Below are 14,082 nucleotides of genomic sequence, written 5' to 3'. Positions count from 1 at the left end.
GGTGATCGACGGCATCATCGGGCTGTCCGCCAGGGGGGCGCTGCGCGGGGAGGCGGCCGGGCTGGTGGGCCACATCGGCGCGCCGGTGCTGGCGGTGGATCTGCCCAGCGGGGTGGACCCGGACACCGGTGCGGTGACCGGTCCCGCCATCACCGCGGCCCGCACCGTCACGTTCGGCGCCCGCAAACCCGTGCACGTGCTCAATCCGGCGAGCTGCGGCGAAGTGGTGCTGATCGACATCGGTCTCGCGCCCGAACTCGGGGAGCCGGATCTGCGGCGGCTGGACGGTGTGGACATCGTCACGGCCTGGCCGGTACCGGGCCCGCACGACAACAAGTACACGCAGGGGGTCACCGGGGTGGCCGCCGGTTCGGCTACCTACCCCGGCGCCGCGGTGCTGGCGACCGGTTCCGCCGTGCTCGCCACCTCCGGAATGGTCCGCTATGCGGGACCGGCCGCCGACGTGGTGCGGGCCCGCTGGCCCGAGGTGATCGCGACCGGTTCGGTGACCGACGCCGGACGGGTGCAGGCGTGGGTGGTCGGGCCGGGCATCGGCACCGGGCAGGAGGGCCGCAGCGTGCTGCGGCACGTGCTGGAGGCCGGGGTGCCGGTTTGTGCCGATGCCGACGCCACCACGCTGATGGCTCGCTTCCCCGAGGTGCTCGACGCGCGGGAGCCGGGTACGCCGCTGGTGCTCACGCCCCACGCGGGTGAGTTCGCGCGGCTGACCGGCCACGAGCTGGGGCACGACCGCGTCGCCGCGGTGCGCGAGGCCGCACGCAAGTACGACGCGGTCGTGCTGCTGAAGGGCAACACGACGCTGGTCGCGGCCCCGGACGGCCGGGTGCTGGTGAACGTCGCGCAGGGGTCGTGGCTGGCTACCGCCGGTTCGGGGGACGTGCTGTCCGGCCTGATCGGTGCCCTGCTGGCCGGTGGGGTGGACCCGTGGCTCGCGGCCGGTGCCGCCGCGGGCGTGCATTCGCTGGCCGCCGACCTGGCCGCCCGCGGTGTGCCCGTGTCGGCCTCCGGTGTCCTCGCCGCCATCCCGGACGCCCTCCGCCACCTCCGCCGCCTCTGATCCACGGCCCGGCGCCGTGGTGCACCAGGCGCCTGGGTTTGTCAGGCGTGGGTGGTGCCGGCGACGATGGCGTTGAGGGCGGTGATGTGGCGCTGGTATGCCTGGTGCCCGGCCGGGGTGATGCGGTACCAGGTGGCGCCGCCCCTGCCTCGCCCCGTCTTGCTGACCTTGACGTAGCCCGCGTGCTCCAGCGCGGTCATCTGCTTGGACAGGTCCGAGTCGCTGATGCCGAGGTGGTTGCGCAGGAAGCCGAAGTCGGCGCGCTCACCGTTGGCCAGTACCGACATCGCCGCCAGGCGCTTGGGGGCGTGGATGACGGGATCGAGGTCGGAAAGGTTCATGCCTTGCGCTCGACGCGTCGGCGGGTCCGTGCGGCTGCGTGTTCGTAAGCCTTCTCGTACCACAGCAGTCCTCCCGTGACGCCGACGAACGCGACAGCCGCGGCCGGGATCGCACCGGCAAAGACGGCGAGCAGTGCGACGGTGACCGTCAGGGCCACCGCGCCGATCAGGTAAGCCCGGATGGCGGGCTTGAACTCTGCCGGTGGATTGGCGACCTTTGGCCATGCGCCGCGCAGTCGGCGGTACCAGCCCAGGAAGACCAACTCGACGGCAACCAGCGCCAGCAGTGCCAGGGCGGACCACGCTCCGTGCAGTCCGGTCACCGCCAGGACAAGGGCGCCGGCCCAGGCCCCGGTTGCGGGAAAGTACCACCAGGGCGTGGGCGGGTAGTCGATCCAGGTGGCAACGGCGCCACGTTCGGCTTCGGCCAGGGCCTGCTGTGGGGTGAAATCACTTTCCATGTTGGAAAGCGTATCGATCACTTTCCATTTTCGCAAGTGGAAAGCGATGGGGCGTCGCCCCGGTCAAGCAGGGCAGGGGCCCGGCACGGAGGTCCGGATCATCGAAACTTTGACGGAATTGCGCGGGAACTCTGGACTGAGTCGGGAAAGTGATTCAGGCTCATCCTCATGACGCCCGCCCGAAGAAGCAGCGGTGACTCCGCGCGACCACTGGCCGCCGGAATCGACTCGTCGACTCAGTCCACGAAGGTCGTCGTCGTGGATGCCGGCACCGGGGCGATCGTCCGCACCGGCCGCGCTCCGCACCCCGACACCACGGAAGTGGAGCCCCACCGGTGGTGGGAGGCGTTCACCGCGGCCACTTCGGGCCTGCTCGAAGGCGTGTCGGCCATCGGGGTCGGCGGTCAGCAGCACGGCATGGTCACGCTCGACGAAGCCGGTGAGGTCGTGCGCCCGGCGCTGCTGTGGAACGACACCCGGTCGGCGCAGGCCGCGGAGGACCTGGTCGGGGAACTCGGTGGCCCGAAGGCGTGGGCCGACGCGGTCGGTTCGGTGCCGGTGGCGAGTTTCACCGTGACGAAGCTGCGCTGGATGGCCGAGCACGAACCGGAGCTGGCCGACCGCGTGAGGCGCGTGCTGCTGCCCCATGACTGGCTCACCTGGCGCCTGCTCGGTGGCGGCCTGCCGGTCACCGACCGCGGTGACGCGTCCGGTACCGGGTATTTCTCGCCGGCACAGGGCACCTATCGCGGCGACCTGCTCAAGCACGCCTTCGGCGGGCGCGAACCGGAGCTGCCCGAGGTTCTCGGCCCGGCGGAACCCGCGGGCCACACCCCGGACGGGATGCTGGTCTCCGCTGGAACCGGCGACAACATGGCCGCCGCCCTCGCGCTGGGGCTGGGCGAGGGGGACGTGGTGGTCTCGCTCGGCACGAGCGGCACCGTGTTCGGGGTGTGCGAGACGGCCTCCGCCGACCCGAGCGGAGTCATCGCGGGCTTCGCCGACGCCACCGGCCGTTTTCTGCCGTTGGCGTGCACCCTCAACGCCGCCCGCGTGCTGACCGCGACGGCGGCGATGCTGGACACCGACCTCGCCGGGCTCGACCGGCTCGCACTGGCCGCGAACCCCGGCGCGGACGGGCTGACCCTGCTGCCCTATCTCGACGGCGAGCGCACGCCGAACCTGCCGGACGCGGCCGGTTCCCTGCACGGCCTGCGCCGCGCCAACATGACCCCGGCGAACGTCGCCCGCGCCGCGGTGGAGGGCATGCTCTGCGGCCTCGCCGCCGGACTGGACGCGGTGCGGGCGGAAGGGATCACGGTGCGGCGGGTGTTGTTGATCGGTGGCGCGGCGCAGTCCGCCGCCGTCCGGTCGGTCGCACCGACCGTGTTCGGTGTTCCGGTGGTGGTGCCCGAGCCCGCCGAATTCGTCGCGCTCGGTGCGGCCCGCCAGGCGGCTTGGGCGCTGTCGGGCGCGGGAGAACCGCCGGTGTGGAGCGGTCCCGGGCAGCGGGAACTGGCCGAAGGGGACGTCTCGGTCGGCGAGGAGCTCCGCGAGCGGCACCTCGTCCTGCGGGAACTCGTGCACCAGGTCGCCCCGAGGCGGGGAGAGGCCCGATGAACGCGGCCACCGGCGACCAGGCAGGCGATCAACTGTCCAATCCGGACAGAAGGCCGGGTGTGTCCGCCGGCGCCGTCGGCGCCCGAGCGGGCTGAAACGGCCTTTCCTGCACTGGTGAGGACAGCCTCACCAGTGCGGGCTCGAACCGACCGGCAAAACCACGGCTGTGGGGAAGGGCACGGGGGGAGTACCTCCAGCAGTCGTCTGATATGGGAAAATGGCATTCGATGAGCCCCGATCTCCCCGATTCGTTCCCGCATGCCGAGGTCGTCGTCGACCTCGGCGCCGTCCGGCACAACGTGCGCCTGCTCGCGGCCCGTGCCGCCGAATCCGGTGCCGCCACCATGGCCGTGGTCAAGGCGGACGGCTACGGTCACGGTGCCGTCCCGGTGGCCAAGGCGGCCCTCGAAGCGGGGGCGACCTGGCTCGGTTCCTGCTCGCTGGCCGAAGCTCTCGCGCTCCGCGCGGCCGGTATCACCGCGCGGGTGTTCAGCTGGCTGGACCTGCCCGAAGTGGACTACGCGCCGGGCATCGTGCAGAACGTCGACCTTTCGGCCAGCACACCGGAACAGCTCGCGCGGATCGCCGCGACGGCGCGCCGGGTGGGGCTTCCGGCCCGGGTGCACCTGAAAATCGACACCGGACTGTCGCGCAGCGGTTGCACTCCGCGAGACTGGCCGGAGCTGGTGAAGGCGGCCGCCGCCGAACCGGACGTCGAGGTGGTGGCGATCTGGTCGCATCTGGCCTGCGCCGACGAGCCGGGTCACCCGTCCATCGACAGGCAGGCCGAACGGTTCCGCAGCGCCTATGAGATCGCGCGTGAGGCCGGGCTGAATCCGTTGCGGCACATCGCGAACTCGGCCGCCGCACTGTCCAGACCGGACCTCCGTTTCGACCTCGTCCGCCCGGGCATCGCGATCTACGGCCTCAATCCCCTGCCCCAGCGGGAAGATCTGCGTCCGGCGATGACCTTCCGGTCCACTGTGGTGCTCACCAAGCGGATCGATGCCGGGGAATCGGTGTCCTACGGTCAAACCTGGACGGCGCCCCGCGACACCACGCTCGCACTGGTGCCCGCCGGGTACGCCGACGGGGTACCCCGCACCCTGTCGGGCCGGATGAGCGTGTGGCTGGCGGGACGGCGCCGTCCCGTGGTGGGCCGGGTGTGCATGGACCAACTCGTCGTGGACTGCGGTGACGACGAACCGGCCGTGGGCGCCGAGGTGATCCTCTTCGGCCCGGGTGCCGGCGGTGAGCCGACCGCACGCGAATGGGCCGACGAGATCGGCACCATCGACTACGAGATCGTCACCGGCATGTACCGCCCTCGCGTGCCACGGCGGTACCTGGGGCAGGAGTGATGCCCGCTGCCCGCCTCCTCACCCTGCTGACCGGTGTGGTGGCGTTGTTCGGCGGGGCCGGGCGGGCCGCCACGCCCGAGGAGGCGTCGGAGCCCGCGGCGTCGCGGCCCTCGCTCCTGGACCGGCTCGGCGACCTGGCGCCCCATCGCGTCTCGACCGTCGCGGCCGACGACGGAACCCCGCTCGTGGTGTCCGAGATCGACCCAGACGGGGACCGGGTGGACCTCACCGTGGTCGGGGTGCACGGCTTCGCGCTGTCCCAGCGCAGTTGGCACTTCCAGCGCTACGGCCTGGCCGGGGACGGCAGGCCGAGGATCCGGCAGGTGTACTACGACCACCGCGGCCACGGTTCCTCCGGGGCGGCCACGGCAGGCACCAGCACGATCGAACAGCTCGCGGACGATCTCGACGCCGTGTTGCGCACCGTCGCGCCCACCGGACCCGTCGTGCTGATGGGGCACTCCATGGGCGGCATGGTGATCATGGAACTGGCCCAGCGGAACCCCGCCCTGTTCCGCGACCGGGTGCGCGGGGTGGCGCTGATCGCGACCGCCGCCGGTGAGGTCGGCCGGGAGGGCGTGTCGCGTTCGTTGCTGTCGAAGTACAACCCGCTGACCCGCGGTGTCGGGGGCCTCGCGGGCTGGCAGCCGGGGCTGGTCGAGTTCGTGCGCGCGGCGGGAGGGCAGTTGACCCGCCCGGCGCTGCGGCGGTTGTCGTTCGGTTCGGGGGACGTGCCGCGCAAGGTGGTCGACTTCATGATCGAGATGCTGGCGGTGACCCCGGTGCGCGTACTGGTCGAGTTCGCCGACACGCTCGACCGCCATCACCGCTACGAGGCGCTGGCCGGGCTGCGGCACGTGCACGTGCTGGTCGTCGGGGCCGAGAAGGATCGCCTCACCCCGATTTCCCACGCCGAGCGCATCGCCGCCGAACTGCCGGACGCGGAACTCGCGCGCATCCCGGGGGCCGGGCATATGGTGCAGCTGGAACAGCCGGGCCTGGTCAACGCCCGGCTGAACGAGTTGCTGCGGCGATGTGCTGGAGTAGAGGGCATGAGTGCTTCACAACGGATCCGGCGATGGCGCAAGCGGTAGGCGCGGACGGGCCGGTCCTGCTGGCCACGGCGGAGGACACGGTGCGGTTCGGCGAGGCGCTCGGCAGACTGCTGCGCGCCGGTGACCTGGTGCTGCTCTCCGGCCCGCTCGGCGCCGGGAAGACGGTGCTGACCAGGGGGATCGCGGCCGGGCTCGGCGTCTCGGGGCGGGTCAGCTCGCCGACCTTCGTGCTGGCCAGGGTGCATCCCGCCGGCGAGCGTGGCGTGCCACTGGTGCATGTGGACGCCTACCGGCTCGGGGGTGACCTCGACCAGCTCGACGACCTCGACCTGGACACCGATCTCGAGGCGTCGGCGGTCGTGGTCGAGTGGGGCGAGGGTTCGGCGGAACGGTTGTCCGAGGACCACCTCGTCGTCCGTCTCGACCGTCGCCCCGACGACGTGCGCGAGGCCACCCTGGAACCCCACGGCGCCTGGCAGGGCCGCCTGAAGGACCACGCGCTCACCTGAGGACCGGATCCAAGTTCAGCCGGAAGTGCGCGTGACGATGCCTTCGGCGATGCCCAGCTCGACGAGGTCCTGCGGTCGCAGGTGGAGCCGGTTCGCGGTGGCGGGCACCTCCTCCGGGCCGCGCTTCAGGATCGCGGCCGCCGCCTCCGGCGAAGTGACCGAGAAGAAGCTGTCCGGAGTGGCCCAGATGCGGCCGGGCGCGGCGAACGCGAGCGCACCGCCGGAGCCGCCCTCGCCGATGACCAGGCTGGTCACCGGCACCGAGGCGCCCGCGATCGCGGCGAAGACCTCGGCAATGGCGCTGCCCGCGCCTTCGCGCTCGGCGGCCGCGTCGTTGGCCGCGCCGGGGGTGTCCACCAGGGTCAGGACCGGGATGCCGAGCCGGTCCGCGAGCCGGACCAGCCGGGCGGCGGTGCGGAATCCCGCGGGGCGGGTCGCGCTGCCGCGTTGTGCCGCGTACGCGATGGTCACCCCGCCGCGCGAGCCGAACCCGCAGCGAACACCGTCGTCGACGCCGCCGCAGCGGTCACCACTGATGTCCTCGCACCAGTCGAAGTAGTGCGTGAGATAGGCATCCGCGCGTGGTCGTTCGGGTGCCCGCGCGGCCAGCACGGCGTCCCAGCCGGTGGCGGGCGGCTCGGTGGCGCCCAGTGCGGCGGGCGGTTCGGCGGGCCGCCCGTCCGCCCCGGTGAGCAGGGTGAGCCAGCGGCCCAGCGTCTCCGGCAGGTGCGCGGGGTCCACGATCCGGTCGAGGAGCCCGGAGGCCAGCTGAGACTCGGCGGTGTAGGCGGAGAAGTCGCCGGGGGGCCGGACCCGGGCCCCGGCGAACCCGACCTGCGCGCCGGGCAGGGCCAGCGTCACGTCGGCCCCCGCCCCGAGCGTGGCCCAGCCGCCGCCGGTCGTCGGGTCCCGCAGCACCGAGACCTGCGGCAGCCCGGCCGCCCTGGTCAGCGCGGCCTGCCCGGCGATGCGGTGGAGCTGGGTCAGCGCGGCCATGCCCTCCTGCATCCGGCTGCCACCGGTCGCGATCAGCGACACCACCGGGGTGCGGCGGCGCCGCGCCTCGGTGAACGCCGCCTCGATCCGGTCGCCGGTACGGCGGCCCAGTGATCCGCCGAGGAAACCGAACTCGAACACGATCAGCATCGCTTCGACGGCGCCGATCCGGCCCACCCCGCAGAGCACGGATTCGCGTTCGCCGGTGCGTTCCTCGGCGCGGGCCCGCGCCTCGTCGTAACCGGGCCAGCCGATCGGACCGTCCACAACGGACGAACCGGCCGGTGGGGCGGGGAGTTCGGTGAACCCCGCCGCCAGCTCCGCGACGAACTCGCGGGCGGACCGCCGGTCAGCCATGCAATGCCCGTTTCATTACCTTGCCCATGTCGTTGCGGGGAAGCGCGTCGAGGTAACGCACCACCCGCGGCCGCTTGTGCGGGGCGAGCAGCCGCGCCACGTGATCGGCCAGCTCCTCCTCGGCGGGGGGTTCCCCGGACGGCACGATCCAAGCGACGATGCGCTCGCCGAGGTCCGCGTCCGGTTCGCCGGTGACCGCGGCCTCGGCCACGCCCGGGTGTTCGAGAAGGGCGTTCTCGATCTCCCCGGCTCCGATCTTGTACCCGCCGCTCTTGATCAGGTCGGTGGCCTTGCGACCCACGATCCGCAGGTAGCCGTCGGCGTCCCGGGTGGCCATGTCGCCGGTCCGGAACCACCCTTCGGCGAAGGCCGAGGCGGTCGCGTCGGGCCGGTTGAGGTACTCGGTGAACAGGTTCGGCCCCCGCACCTGGATCTCGCCGACGGTTTCGCCGTCGCTCACCGTGACTACTGCGCCCGACTCGTCGGTCAGCCGCACTTCGACGCCCCGCAGCGGCACGCCGACCGTGCCGGGTTTGCGCTCGCCGTCGGCCCGCACGCTCGTGTTCATCAGCGTTTCGGTCATGCCGTAGCGCTCGACGACCTGCTGACCGGTCGCCGCGGTGATCCGCCGGTGGTCGTGCACCGGCAGGGCCGCCGAACCGGAGACCAGCAGCCGGGCCCGGCCGAAGGCCGCCGCCAACTCCGGGTCCGTGGCGACTTCGCCGGCGATCCGGTGGTACATCGTCGGCACGCCGAACATCATGGTGGCCCCGGCGGACAGTTCCTTCGCGGCGGCTTCGACCGAGAAGCGCCCGAGGTGCCGGACGGTGCCGCCGCGGCGCAGCGGGCCGAGGATGCCGAGGATCAGGCCGTGCACGTGGAACAGCGGCAGCGCATGGACGAGCACGTCCTCGGCGGTCCACTGCCAGGCGTCTTCCAGCGCGTCGAGCGTGCCGGCGATGGCGCGCCGCGGCAGCACCACGCCCTTGGGCGGTCCGGTGGTGCCGGAGGTGTAGACGATCAGGGCGGGCGCCTCGTCGTCGGGTTCGTCCGGCAGCTCGCCCGGCTTCCCGGTGAGCGGGACGTCGACGCGCGGCAGCGCGGCGAGCGCGGCGGGGAGGGTGACACCGGGTTCGGTGAGCACGGCCGAAGGTGTGCTGTCGCTCACGATGTGGGCGAGTTCCCGTTCCCCGATCTTCGGGTTGACGGGCACGGCGGGCACCCCGGCGAGCAGGGCGGCGACGACCGCCACGCTCGTGTGCAGCGTCGGGGTGGCCCATACGGCGACCCGCACCGGCTGCGCGTCCCGCAGCCTCCGCGCCAGGTCACCGGCCACGGCGGCCAGTTGCGGGTAGTCGAGGGACAGAGCGCCGAAGCGGAGGGCTTCCTTGTCCGGCGCTTCGCCCGATGGTGCTGTCAGGGCCGGGAACAACCGTTTCGCCACGACAGCCGAACCTACCCGAAGCGAGCCCGCCCCGGGAGCCCCGCGAGAAGGCGGTGACCTGCGGCATCGGGATCGGCGCGACCGGTAGGCTGGTACATCGTGCTGGTACTCGCCCTTGACACCTCGACGCCCGCGGTCACCGCGGGGGTGGCAACCCTGGCGGGCGCAGACGTCACAGTGCTCGCCGAGCGCGTCACCGTGAACCCGCGCGCCCACGGCGAACTGATCACCCCGCACCTGCTGGCGGCCGCGCGGGAGGCCGAGGTCGCCCTGCGCGAAGTCGACGCCATCGTCTGCGGGGTTGGCCCCGGGCCGTTCACCGGCCTGCGGGCCGGGATGGCCACCGCGGCGGCCCTCGGCCACGGGCTCGGCATCAACGTGTACCCGGTGTGCGGCCTCGACGCGATCGCCGCGCAGGCCACCCCCGGCGAGCCGTTCCTGGTGGTGACCGACGCCCGCCGCCGCGAGGTGTACTGGGCCGCCTACGACGAGCACGGCGCGCGGGTCGACGGCCCCCATGTGCAGGCGCCCGAGCCGCTCGGCCGCCCGGTCGCGGCGGGCGACGGCGCGCGACAGTACGCCGAGCGGCTGGGCGTGCGAGTGGTCGAGCCGTACTATCCGGCCACCGCCGGTCTCGTGACCGCCGCGCGTGAGGCGCTGCTCGCCGGTGAGGCCCCGGCCCCACTGACCCCGCTGTACCTGCGCCGCCCGGACGCGGTCGAGCCGTCCGCCCGGAAGCGGGTGACGGCGCCGTGAGGCTCGCCCCGCTCCGCCGCAAGGACATCGCACGCTGTGTGGAGATCGAAAAGCAGCTCTTCGCCGGGGACGACCCGTGGAGCGCCCGTGCCTTCCACTCCGAGCTGGACGCGGGCAACTACTACCTCGGCGCGTACGGCGAGGAGGGCGAGCTGATCGGCTACGCGGGGCTGGCCACGGTCGGGCGGCCGGGCGAGTTCGAATCCAGCGTGCACACCATCGGCGTCGAGCGGGAACACCAGGGGCGGGGCGTGGGCACCGCGCTGCTGCGCGCGCTACTGGAGAAGGCCGACGAGCTGAACGCGCCGGTATTCCTGGAGGTCAGGACGGACAACGACCGTGCGCTCGAACTGTACGCGCGGCACGGGTTCGGCCGGATCGGTCTGCGCAAGCGTTACTACCAACCGTCGGGTGCCGACGCGTACACCATGATGCGTCCCGCCCGCAGCGCTCAGGAGGTGGGCTGATGTCCCGGGTCGTCCTCGGCATCGAAAGCTCCTGCGACGAGACCGGCATCGGGCTGGTCCGCCTGCACGACGACGGCCGGGTCGAGTTGCTCGCCGACGAGGTGGCGTCCAGCGTCGAGCAGCACGCCCGCTTCGGCGGTGTGGTGCCCGAGGTGGCCAGCCGCGCGCACCTGGAGGCACTGGTACCGACGGCCGACCGGGCCTTCGAGTCCGCCGGGCTGAAGCTGTCCGATGTGGACGCCATCGCGGTCACCGCCGGGCCGGGCCTTGCCGGTGCGCTGCTGGTCGGGGTGTCCGCGGCCAAGGCCTACGCTGCCGCGCTCGAAGTGCCGCTGTACGGCGTGAACCACCTGGCGGGCCATATCGCCGTCGACACGCTGCAGCACGGTCCACTGCCCTCGCCCTGCCTCGCGCTCCTGGTGTCCGGCGGCCACACGCAACTACTGCGCGTGGACGACATCGCCACCGCGATCACCGAAATCGGGTCCACTGTGGACGACGCCGCGGGCGAGGCGTACGACAAGGTCGCGCGCGTGCTCGGCCTGCCCTACCCGGGCGGCCCGCCGATCGACAGGGCGGCCGCGCAGGGCGACCCGAAGGTGATCGCCTTCCCCCGCGGCATGACCGGCCCGCGTGACGCGAAGTTCGACTTCTCCTTCTCCGGCTTGAAGACCGCGGTCGCCCGCTGGGTGGAGAACGCGGAACGCCGTGGCGAGGAGGTGCCGGTGAACGACGTCGCCGCATCCTTCCAGGAGGCCGTCGCCGACGTCCTCACCGCGAAGGCGGTGCGGGCGGCCACCGAATCCGGCATCGGCACCCTGGTGATTTCCGGTGGGGTCGCGGCGAACTCACGGCTGTCGGCGCTGGCACGCGAACGGTGCGAAGCGGCCGGGATCGAGCTGCGGGTACCCCGGCCGCGACTGTGCACCGACAACGGCGCGATGATCGCCGCTCTCGGCGCGCACGTGGTCGCGGCCGGGGTGGCCGAGTCCGGTTTGGACATTTCGGCGAACCCGGCCCTGCCCGTCGACGTCGTCTCGCTCTAGCCCACGGGGCGGGCGGGGGAGAGCACCACGTCGTCGCGCTTGACATAGGCGACGCGATGTCCGAACTGGACTTGGACGTACCGGGTCTTCCCGCGCACCACCACGTGGCTCGCCGGGTCGAAGGTGGTGGCCCAGAAGTACTCCGAGTCCAGCACCGGGCCCGCGGCGTACCGCTGTCCCGCAGGCATCGTGTACTGCAGCGGCACCACCGATTGCGGCGTGATTCCGGGCGGGTAGGCCTCGGCCTCGGGATAGGCGCGGCCGTACACCGGGATCGAGTCCAGCCCTGGCCGGGGGGTGACCACCATGCCGAGCGCCGGGTGGGCCGCGCGGGCCCCTGGCGGGTTGTGGAACCAGCCCTTCTGGCCGAGGAACCAGATCGCCGTCCAGTCGCCGCGGATCTCGGCGACCGCGTAGTGCTGGCCGGTGGACACCCTGCTGCCGACGTCCGCGACGTCCATGGTGGACGGTGAGCCGTCGGGGTGCAGGCCGGGGTCGAGCAGCAGCGGGGCGTCTTCACTCGGCTCGCTGTGCAGGATGACCGCGGAGGAGCCCAGCGATGGGCAGACCGCCCCCGGCGCGGTGTTGTCGCAGCCGGTGTAGCCGGGGCGGTTGCGGGAGAAGTCCGGCCTGATCTGCACCAGTCCCGTGTTCTGCCGGGGCGGCCAGGGGCACAGCGGCGCGCCCAGCAGTTCGAAGTAGTGCGCCCAGTCCCAGTACGGGCCGGGATCCCAGTGCATGCCCTTGACGGTGCCGGGGGTCGGGCCGGGCACCGTGTCGTGGCCGAGGATGTGCTGCCGGTCGAGCGGAATTTCGTACCTGTCCGCGAGATACCGCACCAGTTTCGCCGAGGTGCGGTACATCGCCTCGGTGTACCAGGTGCCCTGGGCGCCGAAACCCTCGTGCTCGATCCCGATCGACTTCGCGTTCAGATACCAGTTCCCGGCGTGCCAGCCGACGTCCTTGGTCAGCACGTGCTGGGCGATGTGCCCGTCGCTCGAGCGGATCGTGTAGTGCCAGGCCAGGTATTTCGGGTCCTGCACGAGGCCCAGCGCGACGTCGTAGGTGCACTCGGTGTCGTGGATGACGATGTGCGTGATCCGCTGGCTCCACGGGCGCTCGGCCTTGTCGTGGTTGCCGTAGTCGCCGTTGCCGAGGTCCTGGTAGGGCGCCGGAATCCATTCGCACGACACGCCGGGCGGCGCTTCCACCGCGCCTCGGTCGGCGGCGGGCAGCCCGAGCCCGCGCAACTGGATCCGCGCCGGGGTGATGCCGGGGAGGGCGTCCAACCGGACGGTCTGGCCGTCGTCGGTGACCCGTTCCGCGCCCGCGCCGATCACGCCGTACACCTCGTCGGCGAAGAAGGCGGCCGCGGTCGAGTCGGCGGCGCCGCTGTAGCGGGCCACCGCGCCGTACCAGTCGGCGGGATCGCTCCCGGTGTTCCCCAGTTCCCGCTGGTATCGCGCGAGAACGGCGGCCCCGCCGCGGATGTTCTGCACCGGATCGGTGCGCACGGTGGCGGGTGCGACGCCGGTCAGTTCCGCCGCCAGGTCCACGGTCTGCAGCGCCGGATCCGGTCCGGTCACGGCGGGCGAGGCCGGGTGCAGTGCGGGGCGGGCGTCGTCCGCCCTCGGATCCTCGCTGCCCTTGTCGTGGTGGCTGCCGCCGGCGGCCGCGGTGCGCAGGTCGGTGAGGTGCATCGGCCCGAAACCGGCGGCGGTGCTCGGTGCGCCGCCGTGGTGGTCCCAGCGCGACTTCAAATAGGACACCCCGAGCAAAACCGGTTCGGGGACACCGAATTCCGCGGCGGCCTCGGCGAAGGCCCGCTGGCGCTGCCCTCCGGCGACGGATGCCTGCGCGCTGCCGGTGGCGGCGGTGGTGGCGGTGGCCAGCCCGGCCGTTCCGGCGGCGGCCACGCGCAGCGCGGTGCGGCGAGTGAACGGATCCATGAACTCTCCTCGCTTGCGGAGCAATGCCAGAAAGCTACACACCGTCGGCGAGCTTGGATACGTCCTTTCGGTGTCCTCGCGGGGTTGCCCGGAATGGACCTTTCAGCCGATCGGCTGCGGCTCGGGCCGCGTGTCGAAGGCCTCGCGTGCGGCGAGGATCTCGTGCACGTGTTGTTCGGACCATTCGCCGAGCACGCAGAACAGCCCGCCGACCTGACTGCCGAGTTCGGTGACCGTGTACTCCACGCGGGGCGGCACGGTCGGATAGACGGTGCGCCGGACCAGACCATCGCGTTCCAGTGAGCGCAGGGTCTGGGTGAGCACCTTCTGCGTGATGCCCTCGAGTGCGCGGCGCAACTCGTTGAACCGCACCGGGCCCTCCGCCTTGGTGAGGGAACTCAGCACCAGCAGAGTCCACTTGTTCGCGAGCGCGTCGAGCACGGTGCGCGCCGGGCAGCGGGTGAGGTAGGCCTGCACGGTATCCATGAGGTACCTGGATATCAAAAAGGTGCCTTCTTCACAACGGAAAGCCGCGGCTGCAGGATCTTTCGCATGCGAGCGATCGATGTGCGGGCCTTCGGTGGCCCGGAGGTCCTGGAACTGGTCGAGACCGCGCGCCCGGAGCCGGGGCCGGGGGAAGTG

At 72.3% G+C, this 14,082-nt stretch carries 14 protein-coding genes; 8 read left to right on the top strand and 6 right to left on the bottom strand.

Annotated features, from left to right (window positions below; translation table 11 throughout):
• Positions 1-1,078 (top strand): NAD(P)H-hydrate dehydratase (locus FNH05_RS16930; RefSeq protein ID WP_144589329.1); only part of this gene is annotated, 1,078 nt, incomplete at its 5' end.
• A gap of 41 nt (positions 1,079-1,119) precedes the next feature.
• Here the strand turns inward: FNH05_RS16930 and FNH05_RS16925 are convergent.
• Positions 1,120-1,419 (bottom strand): winged helix-turn-helix domain-containing protein, encoded by a 300-nt coding sequence (locus FNH05_RS16925; protein WP_144589327.1) that lies wholly within the window; start codon positions 1,417-1,419, stop codon positions 1,120-1,122.
• The gene (locus tag FNH05_RS16920) at positions 1,416-1,880 is read right to left on the bottom strand and encodes a hypothetical protein (protein WP_144589325.1); all 465 of its coding nucleotides are present in this window, start codon (positions 1,878-1,880) and stop codon (positions 1,416-1,418) included. Before FNH05_RS16920 ends, FNH05_RS16925 begins: the two co-directional genes overlap by 4 nt.
• 168 nt (positions 1,881-2,048) lie before the next feature.
• On the opposite strand from FNH05_RS16920, the gene xylB reads away from it, so the two are divergent.
• From xylB to tsaE, 4 genes are all read left to right on the top strand, one after another.
• Positions 2,049-3,500, top strand: a complete 1,452-nt coding sequence (gene xylB / locus FNH05_RS16915; RefSeq protein ID WP_144589323.1) for a xylulokinase — start codon at positions 2,049-2,051, stop codon at positions 3,498-3,500.
• Between the two features lie 227 nt (positions 3,501-3,727).
• Entirely contained in the window at positions 3,728-4,861 is a 1,134-nt protein-coding gene (gene alr, locus FNH05_RS16910) for an alanine racemase (RefSeq protein ID WP_144589321.1), read from the top strand.
• Positions 4,858-5,955 (top strand): alpha/beta fold hydrolase, encoded by a 1,098-nt coding sequence (locus tag FNH05_RS16905; protein WP_246127783.1) that lies wholly within the window; start codon positions 4,858-4,860, stop codon positions 5,953-5,955. Before alr ends, FNH05_RS16905 begins: the two co-directional genes overlap by 4 nt.
• The gene (gene tsaE, locus FNH05_RS16900; RefSeq protein WP_144589317.1) at positions 5,940-6,425 is read left to right on the top strand and encodes a tRNA (adenosine(37)-N6)-threonylcarbamoyltransferase complex ATPase subunit type 1 TsaE; all 486 of its coding nucleotides are present in this window, start codon (positions 5,940-5,942) and stop codon (positions 6,423-6,425) included. The genes FNH05_RS16905 and tsaE overlap by 16 nt, the downstream gene beginning before the upstream one ends.
• Before the next feature lie 15 nt (positions 6,426-6,440).
• On the opposite strand, the gene FNH05_RS16895 is transcribed toward tsaE, so the two are convergent.
• Entirely contained in the window at positions 6,441-7,778 is a 1,338-nt protein-coding gene (locus FNH05_RS16895; protein ID WP_144589315.1) for a carboxyl transferase domain-containing protein, read from the bottom strand.
• A complete protein-coding gene (locus tag FNH05_RS16890; protein WP_144589313.1) occupies positions 7,771-9,222 on the bottom strand; it encodes an acyl-CoA synthetase in 1,452 nt (483 codons plus the stop codon). The genes FNH05_RS16895 and FNH05_RS16890 overlap by 8 nt, the downstream gene beginning before the upstream one ends.
• 99 nt (positions 9,223-9,321) lie before the next feature.
• On the opposite strand from FNH05_RS16890, the gene tsaB reads away from it, so the two are divergent.
• Genes tsaB through tsaD form a run of 3 tightly spaced genes read left to right on the top strand, consistent with a single transcriptional unit; the run spans position 9,322 to position 11,491 of the window.
• Positions 9,322-9,978 carry a tRNA (adenosine(37)-N6)-threonylcarbamoyltransferase complex dimerization subunit type 1 TsaB gene (tsaB, locus tag FNH05_RS16885; protein ID WP_144589311.1) on the top strand — a complete coding sequence of 219 codons (657 nt, stop codon included), beginning with the start codon at positions 9,322-9,324 and terminating at the stop codon, positions 9,976-9,978.
• On the top strand, positions 9,975-10,445 hold the full coding sequence (gene rimI / locus FNH05_RS16880) for a ribosomal protein S18-alanine N-acetyltransferase (RefSeq protein ID WP_144589309.1): 471 nt from the start codon (positions 9,975-9,977) through the stop codon (positions 10,443-10,445). Before tsaB ends, rimI begins: the two co-directional genes overlap by 4 nt.
• Positions 10,445-11,491 (top strand): tRNA (adenosine(37)-N6)-threonylcarbamoyltransferase complex transferase subunit TsaD, encoded by a 1,047-nt coding sequence (gene tsaD / locus FNH05_RS16875; RefSeq protein WP_144589307.1) that lies wholly within the window; start codon positions 10,445-10,447, stop codon positions 11,489-11,491. Before rimI ends, tsaD begins: the two co-directional genes overlap by 1 nt.
• Here tsaD and FNH05_RS16870 read toward each other — a convergent pair.
• Positions 11,488-13,440, bottom strand: a complete 1,953-nt coding sequence (locus FNH05_RS16870) for an N-acetylmuramoyl-L-alanine amidase (RefSeq protein WP_144589306.1) — start codon at positions 13,438-13,440, stop codon at positions 11,488-11,490. The two genes, tsaD and FNH05_RS16870, sit on opposite strands and share 4 nt — an antisense overlap.
• A 102-nt stretch (positions 13,441-13,542) precedes the next feature.
• Positions 13,543-13,926, bottom strand: a complete 384-nt coding sequence (locus FNH05_RS16865) for a winged helix-turn-helix transcriptional regulator (protein WP_144589304.1) — start codon at positions 13,924-13,926, stop codon at positions 13,543-13,545.
• Between the last annotated feature and the right edge of the window lie 156 nt (positions 13,927-14,082).

Origin of the sequence: Amycolatopsis rhizosphaerae, from assembly GCF_007713715.1 — a bacterium.
Lineage (GTDB): Bacteria > Actinomycetota > Actinomycetes > Mycobacteriales > Pseudonocardiaceae > Amycolatopsis_E > Amycolatopsis_E rhizosphaerae.
Note: the sequence above shows the minus strand (reverse complement) of the source record. Positions and strands in the feature narration are given on the sequence as shown.